General features: G+C 45.1%; 17 protein-coding genes. 4 read left to right on the top strand and 13 right to left on the bottom strand.

The window, feature by feature from the left end; translation table 11 throughout:
* Positions 1 to 12 precede the first annotated feature (12 nt).
* The 7 genes from glgX to rplM form a co-directional block, all read right to left on the bottom strand.
* Positions 13 to 1,938: a glycogen debranching protein GlgX gene (gene glgX, locus F551_RS0104080; protein WP_018996212.1), complete on the bottom strand. Its 1,926-nt coding sequence runs from the start codon at positions 1,936 to 1,938 to the stop codon at positions 13 to 15.
* Positions 1,939 to 1,963: 25 nt separating this feature from the next.
* Positions 1,964 to 3,490 carry a glycogen synthase GlgA gene (gene glgA, locus F551_RS0104075; RefSeq protein ID WP_407636363.1) on the bottom strand — a complete coding sequence of 509 codons (1,527 nt, stop codon included), beginning with the start codon at positions 3,488 to 3,490 and terminating at the stop codon, positions 1,964 to 1,966.
* Between the two features lie 59 nt (positions 3,491 to 3,549).
* Complete coding sequence (gene glgB / locus F551_RS0104070) at positions 3,550 to 5,727, bottom strand: 1,4-alpha-glucan branching protein GlgB (RefSeq protein WP_018996210.1); 2,178 nt, start codon at positions 5,725 to 5,727, stop codon at positions 3,550 to 3,552.
* Positions 5,727 to 8,192, bottom strand: a complete 2,466-nt coding sequence (locus F551_RS0104065; protein WP_018996209.1) for a glycogen/starch/alpha-glucan phosphorylase — start codon at positions 8,190 to 8,192, stop codon at positions 5,727 to 5,729. The genes glgB and F551_RS0104065 overlap by 1 nt, the downstream gene beginning before the upstream one ends.
* Positions 8,193 to 8,373: 181 nt before the next feature.
* Complete coding sequence (gene argC, locus F551_RS0104060) at positions 8,374 to 9,315, bottom strand: N-acetyl-gamma-glutamyl-phosphate reductase (RefSeq protein ID WP_018996208.1); 942 nt, start codon at positions 9,313 to 9,315, stop codon at positions 8,374 to 8,376.
* Positions 9,316 to 9,414: 99 nt separating this feature from the next.
* On the bottom strand, positions 9,415 to 9,906 hold the full coding sequence (gene rpsI / locus F551_RS0104055) for a 30S ribosomal protein S9 (protein ID WP_018996207.1): 492 nt from the start codon (positions 9,904 to 9,906) through the stop codon (positions 9,415 to 9,417).
* Positions 9,907 to 9,908: 2 nt separating this feature from the next.
* The gene (gene rplM, locus F551_RS0104050) at positions 9,909 to 10,376 is read right to left on the bottom strand and encodes a 50S ribosomal protein L13 (RefSeq protein ID WP_018996206.1); all 468 of its coding nucleotides are present in this window, start codon (positions 10,374 to 10,376) and stop codon (positions 9,909 to 9,911) included.
* Positions 10,377 to 10,421: 45 nt separating this feature from the next.
* On the opposite strand from rplM, the gene F551_RS0104045 reads away from it, so the two are divergent.
* A complete protein-coding gene (locus tag F551_RS0104045; RefSeq protein ID WP_018996205.1) occupies positions 10,422 to 11,477 on the top strand; it encodes a hypothetical protein in 1,056 nt (351 codons plus the stop codon).
* On the opposite strand, the gene F551_RS0104040 is transcribed toward F551_RS0104045, so the two are convergent.
* Positions 11,474 to 12,538 carry a COX15/CtaA family protein gene (locus F551_RS0104040; RefSeq protein ID WP_018996204.1) on the bottom strand — a complete coding sequence of 355 codons (1,065 nt, stop codon included), beginning with the start codon at positions 12,536 to 12,538 and terminating at the stop codon, positions 11,474 to 11,476. The two genes, F551_RS0104045 and F551_RS0104040, sit on opposite strands and share 4 nt — an antisense overlap.
* Before the next feature lie 129 nt (positions 12,539 to 12,667).
* On the opposite strand from F551_RS0104040, the gene F551_RS0104035 reads away from it, so the two are divergent.
* Positions 12,668 to 12,883, top strand: coding sequence for a DUF2842 domain-containing protein (locus tag F551_RS0104035; RefSeq protein WP_018996203.1), 216 nt, complete (start codon positions 12,668 to 12,670; stop codon positions 12,881 to 12,883).
* Positions 12,884 to 12,988: 105 nt separating this feature from the next.
* On the opposite strand, the gene F551_RS17045 is transcribed toward F551_RS0104035, so the two are convergent.
* Complete coding sequence (locus tag F551_RS17045; RefSeq protein WP_018996202.1) at positions 12,989 to 13,978, bottom strand: toll/interleukin-1 receptor domain-containing protein; 990 nt, start codon at positions 13,976 to 13,978, stop codon at positions 12,989 to 12,991.
* An 87-nt stretch (positions 13,979 to 14,065) separates the two neighbouring features.
* Positions 14,066 to 15,916, bottom strand: coding sequence for an ABCB family ABC transporter ATP-binding protein/permease (locus F551_RS0104025; RefSeq protein WP_018996201.1), 1,851 nt, complete (start codon positions 15,914 to 15,916; stop codon positions 14,066 to 14,068).
* A gap of 104 nt (positions 15,917 to 16,020) precedes the next feature.
* On the opposite strand from F551_RS0104025, the gene F551_RS0104020 reads away from it, so the two are divergent.
* Both F551_RS0104020 and F551_RS0104015 read left to right on the top strand, forming a co-directional pair.
* Complete coding sequence (locus tag F551_RS0104020) at positions 16,021 to 16,581, top strand: LOG family protein (protein WP_018996200.1); 561 nt, start codon at positions 16,021 to 16,023, stop codon at positions 16,579 to 16,581.
* 6 nt (positions 16,582 to 16,587) lie between these two features.
* Complete coding sequence (locus tag F551_RS0104015) at positions 16,588 to 17,268, top strand: hypothetical protein (RefSeq protein ID WP_018996199.1); 681 nt, start codon at positions 16,588 to 16,590, stop codon at positions 17,266 to 17,268.
* A 27-nt stretch (positions 17,269 to 17,295) separates the two neighbouring features.
* Here the strand turns inward: F551_RS0104015 and F551_RS0104010 are convergent, their stop codons facing one another.
* The 3 genes from F551_RS0104010 to F551_RS17355 form a co-directional block, all read right to left on the bottom strand.
* Positions 17,296 to 17,988 carry a GOLPH3/VPS74 family protein gene (locus F551_RS0104010; protein WP_018996198.1) on the bottom strand — a complete coding sequence of 231 codons (693 nt, stop codon included), beginning with the start codon at positions 17,986 to 17,988 and terminating at the stop codon, positions 17,296 to 17,298.
* Between the two features lie 81 nt (positions 17,989 to 18,069).
* Positions 18,070 to 18,600 carry an outer membrane beta-barrel protein gene (locus tag F551_RS0104005; protein ID WP_169334121.1) on the bottom strand — a complete coding sequence of 177 codons (531 nt, stop codon included), beginning with the start codon at positions 18,598 to 18,600 and terminating at the stop codon, positions 18,070 to 18,072.
* A gap of 132 nt (positions 18,601 to 18,732) precedes the next feature.
* A complete protein-coding gene (locus F551_RS17355; protein WP_155825759.1) occupies positions 18,733 to 18,882 on the bottom strand; it encodes a hypothetical protein in 150 nt (49 codons plus the stop codon).
* Positions 18,883 to 18,890 lie beyond the last annotated feature (8 nt).

Here is an 18,890-nt window from a genome sequence, read left to right as displayed (position 1 = left end):
CACGTTCGCGATTCAATTATTACGATTTCCTGTGAACAACACATTTACAGTACGAGGCCTTATTGTCTGGGTATTCCCATCTCGAATAAGTGTTTGATGTCGATCAGTGCGATTAAACAAAATCAAAACATTTTTAGCAGGTATTTCCATAGCAAAAGCACCCAGGTCTGGCGTTTCCCAATCCGAAACCGTCATCGGGTCACCATCAAACCTTCGCCACACAACATCTCCTTCATCTACGAACTCAGTGTTATCCAGCAAACCTAATGTCTTGCGTATCTCAGCAAGGCTACTCACATGGCGTTCAATCTGGGTGTCTCTTTCTTCCCAGTTTAACCAAGTCGTTTCGTTATCCTGAGCATAGGCGTTGTTATTCCCTTTTTGAGACCGCCCAAACTCATCTCCTGCTGTAAGCATAATAGGCCCACGAGACAAAAATAAGGAGGAAAGAATCGCTTTTAAATCAACTCGGCGTTTCGTAATGATTGCTATATCGTCTGTGTGACCTTCCACGCCATTATTCCACGATATATTTTCATTGTGGCCGTCCCTATTTGACTCGCCATTCTCGAAATTGTGCTTCTCTTCGTAGGAAACTAAATCCAACAAAGAAAAACCATCATGAGCAGCTACAAAATTTATAGAGCGCGTCTTGTTTTCAGATGAAAGATCAGATGTCTGAAAAATATCAGCAGAGCCACACAAGCGCGTTGCAAACTTGCCCACCATGTTATCTTCATTCCGCCAAAACCGTCTTACATCATCGCGATAGGCATCATTCCACTCATAAAAACGTGACGGGAAGTTTCCAAGTTGATACCCTCCCGGGCCTATGTCCCACGGTTCAGCTATCAGCACACAATCTTTGAGCACATCGTCAGCGAGTATTTCTTGCAATAATTCCGCTTGTGGATTGAATTTTCCATTGTTTTCATCTTCTCGCCCGAGAGCCGGTCCAAGATCAAACCTAAAGCCATCAATGCCTGCATATTCGACGAAATAACGCATAGAATCCAAGATCAATCGACGAACTATTGGGTGGCTGCAATCAATTGAGTTTCCACAGCCTGTATCATTAATCAAATGCCCTGGTTCGTTCTCAAAATTACGAAAATAAGACTGGGCATCCAACCCACGAAAACTCAATGTTGGGCCATGTTTATCGCTTTCACCATTATGGTTGAAAACAACATCCTGAAATACAGATATTCCAGCTTCATGAAGGGCTTCGATGGCTTTACGAAGTTCAACGATACCGCCAGGCGCTATTTTCGGATCAAGTGCAAAATAGCTTACAGGATTATATCCCCAACTATTATTCAATCCCAATGGAATGAGGTGGCGTTCATCAATCCATGCTGTAATTGGCATCATCTCAACAGCATTTACACCAATGCGTTTTAAATGTTCGATCACAATCGGGTGACCTAATGCAGCGATAGTTCCCCTTATATCTTCAGGAATATCTGGATGCTGTTTAGTAAAACTCTTCACCTGAAGCTCATAGATTAAGCCACCAACAGGAAACTTGGCGTCAAATTTCTTAGCTTTAGGCAGTTCTCCGCAAACGACTGCTTTGGGCACCAATTTAGCAGTATCTATGTTTGCTTCACGTGACGCAGTTAGATCATCATCATATAAGTATGCGCGATCAATCTTGGTTGCGTATGGGTCCAATAACAATTTACTGGGATCAAACCACAATCCTCGATCGGGGTCATAAGCACCATCGGCGCGAAAGCCGTAACGCGTTCCCTCTGACAGCCCCTCTATCTCAACATGCCAATAACCTTTAGAATCCCTGTCCATCGGAATGCTGTCATTTTCCTCATCTCCGGAAAACAAGCACACATGCATTTTCGAAGCTTTAGGAGCCCATACACAAAATGATACGCCATTGGATGTGATATGCGCCCCCAAGGGCACGTTCGCTGTCATCTTACTCATTGACTACTCTACACACTCATTGAGCCGCACGAATTGATCTTTGCACAGGCTTGATCGTTTTCTTTTCTTGATACGTCGCCAACACTTGACGATACAGATCTACGTAGCGCGCCGCGCTTCTTCCCCAAGAAAAGTCCGACCTCATCCCAGCGCGTTGCATGGAATTCCAAGCTGTCTTGTCATTGTACAATTTAATCGCACGCACCACTGCCTGCTTCAGTTGAAAATGATCAGGTGGATAAAATTGAATACCAGTTGCTGAACCTTGAGCCACCGCCGCTTCGTTTGCATCAATGATTGTATCTGCCAAACCACCGACCCGCGTTACCACAGGCACACAACCATATCTCAACCCATAGAGCTGTGTTAGGCCGCAAGGTTCAAACCGAGAAGGAATAAGAATGGCATCACCACCGGCCTGCATACGGTGCGCTATTGGCTCTTCATAGCCAACTTTCATTCCTACTCGCCCAGGATGCCTTTGTGACGCAGCCAAAAAACCACGTTCAATTGCATGGTCACCTTGTCCAAGTACTGCAAACTTAGCACCCAGCGGCACCAACTCATCCAGCAAATCAACGAGCATATCCACACCTTTTTGCCAAGTCATACGTGAACACACGACAAAAAGGGGATCTTCATCATGAAACAGACCAAACTCTGTTTCCAGATCAAATCTGTTCTGACGACGATTAAGATAAGTCAACTGAGAGTATTGTTTCGTTATGTATGGATCTTCAGGAGGATTCCACACTTCATCGTCAATTCCATTGAGTATTCCGTGCAAATCTTTAGCCCGGTGATTGACCAATCCATCCAACCCCATCCCGTTTTCAGGGCGACGAATTTCATGCGCATATGTGGGGCTAACTGTGGTGATAACATCGGCAGATGTGAGGCCGGCTTTCATAAAGCCAGTCCCGCCATAATACTCCACGCCATTCATTGCCCACGCTTTTTTAGGCAATCCTAGTTTTTTGAAAATCGAGGCATCATAGCGTCCCTGAAACGCTAGATTATGGATCGTAATAATTCGCGGAATATCGGCCAATTTTGAATACCGAACATAGGCCAGAGACAATGCAGCCTGCCAGTCATGTGCATGGATTATATCGGGTTGCCAATCTTTGAGGCACCCCAACGCAACATCCGCTGCTGCTTTTGATAGCGCTGCATATCTACGCCAGTTATCTTCCCAATCTACCCCCGTTTCATCAACGTAAGGGCCACCTGGACGGTCAAAAAATTTAGGACAATCCAATACAAATACGTCATGTCCTTCGACATGATCTGATAAAATTGCTGCTTTTTGTCCAAACAAATTGCGATAGGTTTTTACCACTTTAGGGTTTTGCAATTTCCCCATAACGATGCGGTAACCAGGCAAAAATGAGCGTACGTGTACGCCCTGCTCTTTTAGCGCAATGGGCAGTGCTCCAGCAACATCGGCCAACCCGCCCGTTTTTATCAATGGATACAATTCAGAAGTCACGGACAGGACTTGCATCGTACTCCCGCCGCCATCAGAGTGCTGTATCAGCATCTGGCTCTCTAGAAATTCCAAACTCTCTTTTGTCGTCATTACCGGTGCCGCCACAATCATTATGACTCCAATTTCAAAATGAGTGTTCCAAGGGGTGGAATATTCAAATCTACTAATCCGTTTGCATCGGTTTGGATCTCTCCAAGATTACCAACGCCTGAGCCTCCGTACAGGTCTGCATCTGTATTGAGTAATTCTTTCCAAATACCTGCTTGCGGCAATTGAATTTGGTATCCATTGCGCGCAATCGGCGTAAAGTGACTAATAATTAGGATTGTTGGCGCATCCGGTGCTTTTCTTTGCCACGCAAAAACGGAATCAGCCGCCGCATCAACAAGTACCCACTCAAACCCGTCACCTTCACAATCGCGCGCATGGAGAGCTACCTCAGTCTTGTAGAGATGGTTCAAATCCTTGACTAAAGATTGCACGCCTTGATGAGGCTCATGCTCAAGAAGCCCCCAATCGAGTTCTCTTTCCTCACTCCATTCATCTCGTTGAGCAAACTCCTGCCCCATGAATAAGAGTTTCTTTCCCGGATATCCCCACATAAATGCGTAATACGCTCGCAAGGTTGCAAACTTCTGCCAATCATCCCCCGACATTTTGTTCAGAAGTGAACCTTTACCATGGACAACTTCATCATGGCTCAATGGCAGTACAAAATTTTCGGTAAAAGCATACATGAGACCAAAAGTAATCTCATCATGATGATGCGCTCTATGAATTGGATCACGGGCTAGATAGCGCAGCGTGTCGTTCATAAAGCCCATATTCCACTTAAAACCAAAGCCAAGCCCACCTTCATGCACTGGATGGGAAACTTTCGGCCAAGATGTAGATTCTTCTGCCATGGTCAACACACCAGGGTGACGACCATATAATTCCTTGTTCATCTGTTTCAGAAAATCGACAGCTTCTAAATTTTCACGCCCACCAAATTGATTTGGGATCCATTCTCCAGGTTCGCGCGAATAGTCCAGATACAACATCGAGGCGACAGCATCCACACGAAGCCCATCTACATGAAAACGTTCGGCCCAAAATAGAGCATTGTTTACGAGATAAGAGACAACTTCTTTACGCCCAAAATCAAATATCGCAGTATTCCAATCAGGGTGAAATCCTTTGCGCGGATCTTCGTGTTCATAAAGCGCAGTACCATCAAAACGCGACAACCCATGCTCGTCCGTTGGGAAGTGAGCTGGCACCCAATCAATCAATACACTAATACCAACTTTATGTGCGCCCTCAACAAAGCGAGCGAAACCATCAGGGTCCCCAAAACGCGCAGTCGTCGCGTACAAACCAGTCGTCTGATACCCCCAACTTGGGTCGTAAGGAAATTCGCTAATCGGTAGAAATTCAATGTGCGTAAACCCCATATCCAATACATATGGAATAAGGTATTCGGCTATTTCATCCCATGAATAAAAGCTACCGTCAGGATGTTGTTTCCAAGAACCTGCATGTACTTCATAAATTGATATTGGTTGTCGGCGTGCATCAGCATTAGCCCAAAACTCTCTGTGTTCTGAATCATTCCATACTCGTTCCGTTGGAGTCTCGACTATGGACGCAGTTGCTGGACGTAACTCTGACTTAAACGCAAATGGATCAGCTTTTAATGGTAAGCGATTTCCATCAGGTCCAATAATTTCATATTTATAGGAAACACCCGCATCAACATCAGGAAGGAAAATCTCCCACACTCCTGTGTCCACGCGCTTTCGCATTGGATGACGGCGGTTATCCCAATTATTGAAACCACCGACTACTGCCACACGTTGTGCATTTGGTGCCCAGACTGCAAAATGCACTCCTTTCGCACCTTCATGGTCGATGACATGAGCCCCTAGCTTATCAAACAGTCTCAAATGCGAACCTTCAGAGACGTAATAATCGTCTATCGGCCCAAGCACCGGACCAAAACTGTATGCATCCGCGATATCGTACACACTGCCATCTGCGTATTTTGCCTTGTATCTGATCGGTTGTTGCTCATCTAAATCGACAACACCCTCAAACAATCCCGCATCATGCTCTTTGTTGAGCGAACCAATACTTTTATCTTCTAGTGAAAAAGCTTCCACACTGATCGCATCTGGAAAAAATGCTCTGGCCACAAAGACCTGCTTGTCATTTTCCACGCCTTCAGGATGAACTCCCAAAATGGAAAATGGATCATTCTCTGTTGCAGAAACAAGTGCCTCCAAACGATCTGTGTAAAACGTCATTAGAGGCCCACCTTCCAGATATCTTCAGCATATTGTCGAATAGTACGGTCTGAAGAAAAGAACCCTGCGTTGGCAGTATTTTTGATTGCCATTCTCGCCCACGTTTTCTTATCTTTCCAAATCTCATCAACATGTCGTTGTGCATTGGCATAACTGCCAAAATCAGCTGCCACCATGAACCAGTCATGCTCGACGATTCCATCAATCAGGCCCTGATATCTAAATGGGTCATCGGGAGAAAAAGTTCCCGTCTGAATCGCTGTAAGTGCTTGCTTCAACTCAGGCGAACCTTCAATTACATCACGCGGGTTATATCCACCTGCGCGACGCGCAGTAACTTCATCCGCATCCATGCCAAAAATAACGATGTTATCATCGCCCACATGCTCTTTGATCTCAACGTTGGCACCATCTAGCGTTCCAATGGTGATGGCCCCATTCACTTGGAACTTCATGTTTCCAGTACCCGATGCTTCCATTCCGGCTGTGGAAATTTGCTCCGATAAATCGGCAGCAGGGAAAAGCCATTCAGCCTGAGACACATTATAATTTGGCACAAAAACAACCTTTAAAAGTCCCTGCACCGCTGGGTCTTGATTGATAACTTGCGCAACATCATTAGCTAATTTTATCGTGAGTTTTGCATTGTGATAACTTGACGCCGCTTTCCCACCAAAAATTTTCACCCGAGGTGCCCAGTCTTTTTCAGGGTGGGATCTAATCTGATCGTAAAGTGCAACAGCATGAACAATGTTCAAGAGCTGGCGTTTGTATTCGTGGATACGCTTAATTTGAATATCAAACATCGCATTTGGATCAATCCGCACTCCACAGTAATCACGCAAGTGAGTTGTCAGCTGTTCTTTTTTCTTAAACTTTACAGCAAGAAATTGTTCTTGAAACGCTGCATCATCTGCGAACTTATTCAAATCAGCCAATCTCTCTGCATCATCTTTAAATGCCGGGCCGATTGCATCTTCAATAAGGTGCGTTAGCTCTGAATTACACTGCATCAACCAACGACGGAAGGTCACGCCATTAGTCTTGTTATTGATACGTTCAGGATACAATGAATGTAGATCTTTAAAGACCGTTTGTTTCATCAAGTCAGTGTGAAGTGCCGATACACCATTCACTTTGTGCGAACCCACAAAAGCCAAATTTCCCATACGAACGCGGCGTTCACCACTTTCATCAATTAGGGAGATAGCAGACACAGCTTCCTCACTAATTTTTTCAGACTTCCTGACCTGTTTCAGAATGTGTGCATTAATTGCGTAAACCAGCTGCATGTGGCGCGGCAATAGGCGCTCGAACAGTGGCACTGGCCAGCTTTCCAACGCTTCTGGCAGCAATGTGTGGTTTGTATAGGAGAATGTTTTACGGGCGATATCCCATGCTTCTTCAAACTCAACATCGTGCTCATCAACCAATAAACGAACCAACTCAGCGACCCCAACGGCAGGGTGAGTATCATTCAATTGGATAGAGGCGCGCTCATGTAGTGTCTTTATATCCCCAAAGTCCTGAATGTGACGGCGTACAATGTCTTGTATGGAAGCTGATGTGAAGAAATACTCCTGACGCAGACGCAGAGATTGCCCAGCAATAGAAGAGTCAGCCGGATATAATACTCTCGTAAGAGAGCTAGCACGATTGCTCTCCCGCAACGCTCCCTGATGCTCTCCGGCATTGAATTTATCGAGCAGAATCGGATCAATTGGTTGCGCACTCCATAATCTTAGAGTGTTGACCTGATTTCCCCGCCATCCCACGATTGGTGTATCATAAGGCGTCGCAACAACTCTCTCTTGCGGACTCCAAGTCATTTTCCCGGGTGTACCTAGAGTTTGCTCGGCTGCTTCTACTTTTCCAGCAAAACCAATCTCGTATGAACATTCTCTGCGTTCAAATTCCCAAGGGTTTCCATGCGCAAGCCATGTTTCTGGCAACTCTACCTGCCAACCATCAGATATTTCCTGACGAAACATACCGTTTACGTATCGAATGCCGTATCCATATGCGGGCACGCCAACAGTCGCCATACTTTCCATAAAACAAGCAGCAAGACGCCCCAACCCGCCGTTTCCAAGCGCCGCATCCGGTTCTAGTTCAGCGACAACATCCAGATCAGCACCAAGGCTAGCCAATGCTTCCTGCATCTGATCCAACATTTCCATATTGGACACAGCATCACGCATCAATCGTCCGATAAGAAACTCAAGACTCAGATAATAAACACGCTTACCTTTATCATCGTGAAACTCTTTTTTGGTGCGAATCCACGCATCGATAATCCGGTCACGAATCACCAAAATCACGGCGTGCAGCCAGTCATGCTTGTGTGCATTTGCGGCGTCTTTACCGACACGATATGTCAGGCGCTCCACAATCTCTTTCGACAGTATTTCTGCGTCAAATTTACGAGGTTCAGGACGAGGCAATCCATCTTGCTGCTGGTTCATATCGAATCCTCAAAGTCTTATTGGATCAAACTAAAATTAGTACGCGTTCTTTGCTCTACTAACTCTACTCGTTTGGTTAACAAGATTAGGGATACGCTATTTTTTTCGATTAGAAAGCGAATTTTTTATGATGCAATCGCCAAATTCACTAATGTGATGAATTTTGAAGCGTAAGTTTTGCCTACAGCCCAGATTTTTCCTCTAACCCAAGCGCGATGTTCAAGTTCTGAACTGCCGCTCCCGAAGCACCTTTTCCCAGATTATCCAATCTAGCAACCAGCCTAACTTGATCGTCACTACCAAACACAAACAATTCCATCATGTTTGTTCCGTTCAAAGCTTCAGGTTCTATGCTTCCAACTGAATCACATTCTTCAAGTGATTTAACATCAACAAAAATCTCATCACCATAGAAAGCACTCAACACGTCATGGATATGTGAACGCGATGGTGAGTTCGGTAAAGACCTTGTGATCAAAGGCACTTCCACCAACATGCCTTGCGCATATCGACCAACAGCGGGTGCAAACATGGGCAGAAAACCCAACCCTACATGAACTTTCATTTCTGGAGGGTGTTTGTGACTTTGCGCTAATGCATATCCACGAAAAGCTTCTTTCGTGTGATTTTCCGATGCTTCGTCTTCAAACATCGAAATCATACCTTTACCACCACCAGTATACCCAGACACAGCATTCGTTGTCACAGGATGATCAACTGGAACTATGCCCGCTTCCACCAATGGACGCATCAAACCGATAAAGCCAGTTGGGTAACAACCTGGGTTCGAGATACGCTTTGATTTTGCGATAGCTTCTCGTTGTCCCTTCGCCATTTCAGCAAAACCATACACCCAACCATCCGCAATACGATGAGCCGTTGAAGCATCAATGATGACTGTATTCGCATTTTCAACAAGCGACACAGCCTCTATTGCCGCCGCATCGGGCAGACACAAAACAACAGCATCGGCAGAATTGATCATACGCGCGCGTTCATCGGCGTCTTTACGCCTGGTAGGATCAATCGAAACAAGCTCTAAATCCTTGCGATCACGCAACCGATCTGCAATCTGAAGACCTGTTGTTCCTGCTTCACCATCGATGAACACTGTGGGGGCCATGTTCTAATTCCTCGAAATCGTAAAAACGAATAAACCAGACAAAAGAAAGGGCGCTGTGACAAATGCCAAGCGCCCTCTCCAGAAATATTGTTTCGAAACTTAACGTTTGGAGAACTGGAAAGAACGACGCGCTTTTGCACGACCGTATTTCTTACGCTCAACCTCACGTGAGTCACGTGTCATGAAGCCGTGTGGCTTCAATGACGGACGCAATGTAGGCTCATAAGCTACCAATGCGCGTGAAATTCCGTGGCGAACAGCACCAGCTTGTCCAGAAAGGCCAGAACCTTTCACAGTACAAACAATGTCGAACTCTGTGCGGCGCTCAGCAGCAACCAATGGTTGCTCGATGATCAGACGAAGCACTGGACGTGCAAAGTATTCTTTTTCATCTTTACCATTGATTGTGATCTTACCAGTTCCTGGCTTGATCCAAACACGTGCAACAGCAGATTTACGACGGCCTGTACCATATGCACGACCTTGTGCATCGATAGTTGGCTCAACAGGAATGACAGGAGCAGCTGCAACTGCAGCAGAACCTGAGTTCAAATCTTTTAGGTCTTCTAGGCTTTCAACAGCGTCTGACATATTTAAGCAGCTTTCACGTTTTTGCTGTTCATAGAAGCGAAGTCAACGACTTCTGGCTGTTGAGCTTCATGAGGGTGCTCAGTGCCAGCGTAAACGCGCAACTTAGAAAATTGTGTACGAGACAAAGAGCTCTCTCTTGGCATCATACGCTCAACGGCCTTCTTAAGAACGCGCTCAGGGAAGCGTCCATCAAGAATTTCTTCCGCACGGCGAGATTTAATCCCACCTGGGTGGCCAGTGTGCCAATAGTAAGTCTTGTCACGGCGTTTGTTACCAGTGAAGACTGCTTTATCAGCGTTAATAATTACAACGTGGTCGCCTGTGTCAGTGTGTGGCGTAAAATCAGCGCGGTGCTTGCCACGTAGGCGCTTTGCAACGTAAGACGCTAGACGTCCTACAACAACGCCTTCAGCGTCAATCACGACCCACTTGTGTTCGACCTCGGAAGGTTTTGCAGAATAAGTTTTCATCGCTCCCTCACGGGGCCTCTTATAATTAGAAAGTTGATTGTTCAGATGAACGAGCGAGTGTGGCTACAGTCCAAGGTAACCTTTGTCAACACAAAGCTAGCAATCTCATTAGGATTCCTAGCAACATTTTTGACTTTTAGCTGTTCACCAGCCGAAAATAAGGAAGAACCAGCCCAAATTCAACCTGTTTCAGAAGTAATTGAGGAGAAAACACCTCTCCCCTTTCTACCGATTATATGGGAATCTAAACCCGCTTCAGGCGAAATTATCGATCTAGCCATTGGAAAATCCGTCAACGGATCTTTTTACATCACAGCGATTCTTAATGATGGTTCAGCTGAGACGTTTGATATTGATGGAATCCCTGTTGCGAGATCAAAGGAAGGTTTGTTTTCGGAAATTTCAACCGGTGTGCCGATTGAAGTTTCTGGTGCAAACCTTCTTGCTCATGTAACGAAATCTACTGACGGGCATTTATCACTTGCATTGGCGTCTCCTGAAAACCAAATTGTCGGTTTTGCAGCTCTGCCAAAAATAACAGATAACAGTTCTTTTGATATTCTTTGCCCAGGCTTAAGTGAATTTGCTGATGATCAAATCCACGGGAGCTATATCCGTGATGCAGTAACCTACAATTTCACGGTGGACATCTCCAGCGACAGCCCAAGTTATGATGAGCGTACTGCGGAAAAAGTTCCCGAACTAAAAAGCCTCTGTACCTCAACGTCAGCTCTTTTAAATCATGAAAGTAATGCCCAAGACGCTTTCGCTTGGTTGAATGTAAACGCTGATAACTTAATCAAAGCAACCAATACCAAATTGGGCCGAGAAAAAACATTCACTCTTAGAGAAGGCATGTCTGTTTCTGCTCCCACCCAAATTAGCTCAATAGCTACCTATACGGGTTTCATATCTATTGACTATCCCAAAGGCCTTGTTGCTATAGCTGGCAAGCACTCAGACAACATCCACAAAATCTCGTTTGTAAGTGCTGCGTCAATCATCGAAAATTTTTCAGATGATCTTGATGAAGAGTCTTCTGCATCTGAGGTGAACATCGAAGCACTACAGGAAGCTCTTCGAAATGCGCAGGAGAATTAACGCTCTCTCTGCGCTGAACAATTCCAAACAAGGATAACTGTTGAAAGGAATACTATTGTTCCCAAGGCTTGGTGCGCGAGACCAAGCCACAAAGGCGCGCCGAAGATAAGCGTAATGACACCTAATATGGACTGGCCAACCACGGCATGAGCGGTCCGTTTATACCAACCGCCTGCCGCACGTGTAAATTTGAAAGCTGTGTATATCGATAGCCCTAAAAGAATGTATGCGAAAATGCGGTGATTAAACTGAGTTGTGGCTACATTCTCAACAAAATTTCTCAGACCAAGTGAGCTATCCCAAAAAGCTTGCGGCACGAGTGATCCGTCCATCAAGGGCCAATCAGTATAGGTGCGTCCTGCATCCAGCCCCGCCACCAATGCGCCAAGCATCATCTGCAAACTTGCAACCACCAACAATGCAATTGCCCAATTTCGTGATCGATTGTCATCTATAAAACGAGGTTGTTCGCGCATAGACAGCCATGTCCAAACACATCCGCCGATGATCAAAAGCGCCAACGAAAAATGCGTCATCAAACGATATGGTGCCACATCAACGCGGGATGTATCTCCCACTCCAGACGACACCATCCACCAACCGATAAAGCCCTGCAGGCCACCAAGTGCAAATAGTGCCCACAGGCGCTTTCTCAGTTTTGGCGTGGTATATCCCATCGCCCAAAACGCAAGGAATGGAATAAGGAACACAACGCCGACCAAGCGGCCCAATAATCTGTGCCCCCATTCCCAATAATAAATGAATTTGAACTCAGATAAGGACATGCCCTTATTTTGGAGCTTGTATTCATCTGTCTGAGTTTTGTATTTTTCAAACTCAGATGCCCAATCATCGCCATTCAATGGTGGAATTGCACCAGTGACAGGTTTCCATTCCGTAATGGATAACCCGCTATCAGTTAGGCGGGTCACACCTCCTACAAGGATCATCGCGTAAACGAGTGCAGCGATGACCAGCAACCACACGCGCACCGCGCCTGCGCCACGCTCTGGGCGGATACCTTTTAAGCCAATATCAGAAGAAGAAACTTGAGAATGCATGAGTGTTTCTATAGGCCTGTTACTTGAATTGAACAAAAGCTGTTTTGCATACAAGCAATTTTTATGCTCAGTGCAAACCAACACGGGACAAGTGTTTGAATTTGCCGCAGCTGTAAACGGAGATACGCTTTGCGCAAGGTATTTGGATCAATCGGCCTTTTAACTTTTCTTGCAGCTTACATTGCGGTGGCCGCAATTATTGGCGAAAAACTACAAGGCCAAAAAATCCTGTCTATCCTATTCTACTGCATAGCGGGTATCGGTTGGGCAATCCCGTTAAAGCCTCTCCTTCAATGGATGCACGCCAAGGATGAGCCTCTGCCAGAGAACAAGATTGGTGAGTAATTTTGATTGTTGAACCGCCATTTATGCAGCACCAATATCCAAAGAACACAATGATGATGGGTCACCCTTCGATTATCGCTGTGAGGAGTCTGTTTTAGTTGTAGCTTAATTGGAATTCTGATCCACAAGCACTTTCTCAGCTTCATAAGCAAATGCCTTTACATCGGCAGAACTATCCGTGAAGAGATTTGGCATTGATAATCCCTGCTCTAATGCGAATAACTCAGCTGACATAAATGTTCCTGCGTTTATCTCGCCATCGATCTCACCATCATAAAACTTCAAATCTTTCAAAACGGACTGTAATCGCCGAATAGCTTTGCTGTGTTCAATTTTGTTAGCTTCATCAACCACTTCGCTTTCTGGCACCTTGCCAGCAAACCTTTCCTCAATTTGAGAAAAATCAGGTGCTGCCCCAGGCACGTTTGGATCGACAAGGTCTGCAAACGGTTCGGACATTGAGGCAGGTTCAGAACTTGTTTCATCCAAACTAATTGGTGCCATATAATTATAAACACCCATGCTCGCTATCGCTGCCAGTGCAACAGCAAACACCAAAGCAGCAACTAGTTTTAAGGCCGTAGATAAAAGACTCTTCTTATTGCTTTCATGTTGTTTGGTTGAGGCTTTATTTTCTTTAGGAAGCCCCGCTACCAAGCGCGCAACATCCGCGTTAAAACTCTCATGGTCGATTCGTTCGCTATTGCGCCGTGACAAAGCTTTCAAGTCGTCAGGCAATTCATCTGCTCTGGGAATTGGTGTGCCATCTAAAACAACAGGTACGACTGGAATGCCTCGTCGAAGCGCTGAGGACACTTCAATTCGAACAAAGTCATCGGGATCGTCCAGTCGACGTTGCCCAGTTGTAGGATCAACTATTGAAAGCCAATTAGCCCCAATTACAGCCAGCATCACATCACATTGGCTAACTTGGCTTTCTAAATGTTCGACAAAATCAACGCCATTGGGGATGTTATCTATATCAATAAAGATATCGCGTTTAGAATTTTTTACATGCGGTTTGAGTGCTGCATGTAAACGCCCAACAGCATGCTTACTGTCATCTCGTCGGTATGAAATGAATATCTTCGTCACGACAACTCCCGGCCAAACCAGCTGGCTAATTAAAACAGTATAAGACAGATGTGGAAGAAGTACTATTCTTAAGACAAAAGATCAGCCCTACGCAATTTTATCTTCTACCACTTTTTCATCACCGCCTTTTGATTGACGTTCCCACATTTCAGAATAGATACCATCTTGCGCGAGCAAGTCTTCATGACGGCCCTGTTCTGCAACAACGCCCTCTTTGAGAACTATGATTTCATCTGCATCAGCGATTGTGGACAAACGGTGAGCTACCACGAGAGTGGTTCGCCCTTTAGAAGCAAAATCCAACGCTTTTTGAACCTCTGCTTCAGTTGTTGAATCTAACGCAGATGTGGCTTCATCCAACACAAGAACAGGTGGGTTCTTCAATATAGCGCGAGCAATACCAAGGCGTTGCTTCTCACCGCCGGATAATTTCAAGCCACGCTCCCCAACACGTGTATCCCATTTGTCTGGCAGCCCATTCACGAAATCGAGCAATTGAGCCTGATCCGCCGCAGCCTCTATCTCCTCCAAGGTAGCGTCAGGCGCACCATAAATAAGGTTGTCTTTGATTGTGGAGTTAAACAACACGACTTCTTGAGGCACTAACCCAAGCGATTCTCGCAATGATTTTTGAGTAACAGAACGAAGGTCCTGACCGTCCAATAAGATCTCACCTTTTTCAACGTCATAAAAACGGAAAGCCATTTTCAATAACGTGGATTTGCCTGAACCCGATGGGCCAACTATGGCGAGTTTCTTTCCTGCTTCCGCTACAAAACTCACATCTTCCAATCCAGACGCACGGCTATCATGGGAAAAAGCAACATTCTTGAACTCAACCCGACCGCCCTGCACATCTAACTCTTTAGCATCAGGTGCGTCCGCCACTTCCGGCTTCATATCCATCAAGCCGAATAGTTTTTCCAAATCGACGCTACCTTGTTTAATCTCGCGCCATGCCCAGCCAAGGATATTAAGCGGGCGATATAAATTCATCAAAATAAGCGTCACCGCCGCCACATCACCCGGTTTCAAACCTCCTTCAATCGCCGCCCAAACACCCAGCCCTGCAACCCCAAACAAGCCAAGGTTCATGATGAATTCTTGACCTGCATTAAGCAAAGCCAGTGAACGCGCTGTGGACACAAAAGTCTTATTGTAAGTTAGGAATGATTCGTTGTGGCGTTCTGTTTCGCGATCTTCCGCAGCAAATGCTTTGACAGTCTCAAAATTGGTGAGACTATCTACCATGCCCCCGCGCAATTCAGTGTCTTCTTCATTCAGCACACGGCGTTGCTTCACCCGCCATTCAGTGATCGCCAAGGTAAACACCACATAGCAAATCACTGTCACAATCGCGATGATCGACATTCCGATACCGAATTTCACTCCAAGAACAATGGACGCCAGCGTGAGCTCAATCATTGTCGGGCCAATATTGAACGCAAGAAACCGGATCAGAAAATCAATAGCGCCTGAACCACGCTCAATCATACGATTTAGCGCGCCTGTCCGTCGTGTCAGGTGAAAGCGGTATGAAAGCTTTTGCGCATGACCGAAAGCTTCTACTGCCACGACGCGCATAGCATCCTGACTAATGGGTGCAAAAAACACATCTCTTAAATATGGAAACCCCGTCGATAAAAAACGGGCTCCTACCCACAATCCTATTCCAATCAATACTGGCAATAAAATAGGCTGGTCTTCAGACAGTGCATTAATGGCATCACCGAAGAATAATGGCGCAGACACAGCAAAAAGCTTAGCCGTGATCGTCAGCAATATCGCCAACACCATCATAGGCCGCCATTTTGACAATTCAGGTCGCGCCAAAATTTTCAAAATTCGGCCAATCGACGCAACAAGCCCAGCATCTGAGCTTTCAATACCGTCTGTATCTGCTGTGGCAGCTAGTTTTCCATGCCCTCTAGGACTCATAAATTCTCTCTCTGGGTGCAAACAATGAAATTTCTATGTTTTGCACTCTCCCTTTTAACACCAAACCCATATATATGATTCAGTCTTATAAATGGAGATTGTATATGTCCGGAATCAAGTCTGTATGCGTTTATTGTGGGTCTTCTAACGATGCTGACCCCGCCTATATCGAACTAGCACAAGAATTAGGTAGAGCAATTGCCAAACGTGGATGGAGACTTGTTTACGGTGGCGGAACTGTCGGCTTGATGTTCGCAGCGGCTGAAGCTGCCCACAAAGCTGGCGGTGAAGTACTGGGCATTATTCCACAATTTTTGCAACGCATTGAAGGCAATTATGATGATGTGCCTCACATTGTTGTGGAAACTATGCACGAACGCAAAAAAATGTTGTTGGACGAATCCGAAGCATTCGTTGTTCTTCCGGGTGGTATTGGCACACTCGAAGAGGCTGTAGAAACCCTTTCGTGGGCGAAACTTTCACTTCACGCCAAGCCTATGGGTTTCCTTTCCAAAAATGAATATTGGACACCATTTTTTGAATGCCTTGAGAAAATGGTCGAGCACAAATTCGCGCCCGAAAGCATGCTGGATCTCGTCTTCAAATCCGACGACCCAGAATACACATTGGATGAATTCCTCAACCGCTTTGTAGATGTGGGGTAATTCTGAATGAGCGGGCAGCCAAGAAAAGCAACCCGTTGGCGACGTAACAGAAAGTTTGGCGATGCCTACGGAGGTAGAGCAAAAGTAAAATTAGCGGAAAACGTTTTTGCCAGATGCCATAGTCTTTCTCCTCCATCTAAATTTGAAACCAAACCTATTTTAATCGAGGACAACCCTTCAAAAGGTTATTTTTTTCCTCTTACAGTGTCTGAATGCTGGCAATCTATTCAATCGCTTCCTGACTTTGAATATTCAGGTCTTACGCACATTTGGTGCCGTCGTCCTTCAAGTAAAAAACAACAAAAAGAAGAACAACCTTTTGCTGAATTTGTCTGCGGAAGCGGCGTCAGAGCTATAATTATTTATCCGTGGCCGATAAACATGGTTATGCCTCTTGGCACTAAAAAGCCAAATAACTCTGTACTAAATGAATTCAAAAAATTTGATGCGGAAGTCATACGCACAGCTCAAAATTGGGTTGTAAAATTTAGTTTACACAACCTTCGAAAATACTACGTTGACGCTCTCATTTTGCATGAAGTCGGTCACCATGTAGATTGGTACCAGCGTCACTGGAGCAAAGCAAATTCAAAAAAACTAAACGACTTTGCCAATCAGTACGCTGTGCAGAGAACCGCCACTTCCAGAGTTGTTTTCGATCATTTCGAAGAAAAACATAGCTCTTAAAATCTTGCTTTCTATCCAAGAAGACATTCACCCCGCCGAAACAGCAGGTATAACCGCAGCGGCGATGATGATCGACATCATGGCCGCTTCAGTGTCCTTGATAACTTTTACAAACTCTTTAGAGTTGATGAATTCGGCGTTCTTCATGTCTTTCAAACGAGATTTTGAAGCTTTGTAAAAGTCTTTATCCAAATTGTATTTCAAGAAACCGCCCGCCTCGGCCAAAACAATTAAAAGACCGACCTTATCGTCTATATCTTCGATTGGCAGCGAGGGATTGAGCGCTTTGCGAATCTCTTCAATCAACCCAGTTTCTATGCGGCCATTCACTGTTGGCCATTTCGTTGTTGGGAATATTCCAAGAATTTTGGATTTTTCTTCTGCGACAGCTCCTAGATCACACAATTCACTGCCGAGTGTTTTAATGAACTGGCTTTTCTGAGAAATACGTTCAGCCAAGTTTTTCAGGCTACGCGGTTTTCCATCTTCACGGATGTAATTCAAAATCTCGTTCAGGAATTTGCTATCCAACTCCACATTTTCAGCGCAGCCATATTTGGGTTTGGCTTGCTGCTGGCTTGCCAAGCTTTTGGCAAGCAATAATTCCGTCAGCGCAGCTCCCGCCAAAGCCTGCGGAAAGTATCCAGAATACAAAGAGCCTTTATCATCACGCAATGCCAACAACATAAGGGCTTGAGGTAAAGTCAGTGATGATTTCATTGTACGCTCCCAGAATGAATATTTATTCATCTAGGAGCATCACGCATGATTTTGCCGAAAAGATGGCGGTAGATGGGCGAGCTAAAAACGGTATATTATACTGCCTGAGACCATGTCCCAAGTATCTTTATCATTTCTTCTATACCCGTCACCTGATGTCTCTAGTGGCGTATAAAATGTGACATCAAACTTAGCACTCAAAGGACCTTCTAAAATTTGATATTCAGCGCCAACCCCGTATGCCACTCCCAGATAGTTCGCTGTCCCGCTACCATAACTAGAACAACGATTCGAACCGCAAAAATTTACGGCTTCTCGATTGTGTACAAATGCACCTAACCTGCCATGAAGCTTCAAACTTTTAAAAACAGGAAACTTTCCTGAAGCGAAAACCGAAGCCCCATAGTTCGTTTCCCCTCCGATTAGCAGCTCGCCTTCAATACCCAAATTCTTATTGAAATCAATTCCTCCAACAATCATACCAGATATCTCAGTCTGATTATAAGGCACCTCTTCAACTGAAACACCTCCACCAACATAAGGTTTAATTTCAGCTAAAGCAGCAGGTTGCACAACGAATAGCACCGCCAATGCGGATAAAAATTTTCTCACAATAAATTCCCCCAATGAACTCTCAGCAAACATACAATCTGAGATTTATTATTCGAATTACAAAACATTCTCAAAAATTACAACATAAAAAAAGCTATTAATTTCATGGCATTAAATAAATTATGGTTAATTCTAGACTATATCAATCACGCCACTTGTCTCTTTCCATTTACACCAAATTACTTCCCTGATACGCATTGGAGATGACTTACTGTCCATACGTACCTCTTGCTGAACACGTACTGAAAGACTGGCTGACTGGCCACGTCTGATTTCTTCCATTCTTCGCA

Origin of the sequence: Hirschia maritima DSM 19733 (assembly GCF_000378345.1) — a bacterium.
Lineage (GTDB): Bacteria > Pseudomonadota > Alphaproteobacteria > Caulobacterales > Hyphomonadaceae > Hirschia > Hirschia maritima.
Note: the sequence above shows the minus strand (reverse complement) of the source record. Positions and strands in the feature narration are given on the sequence as shown.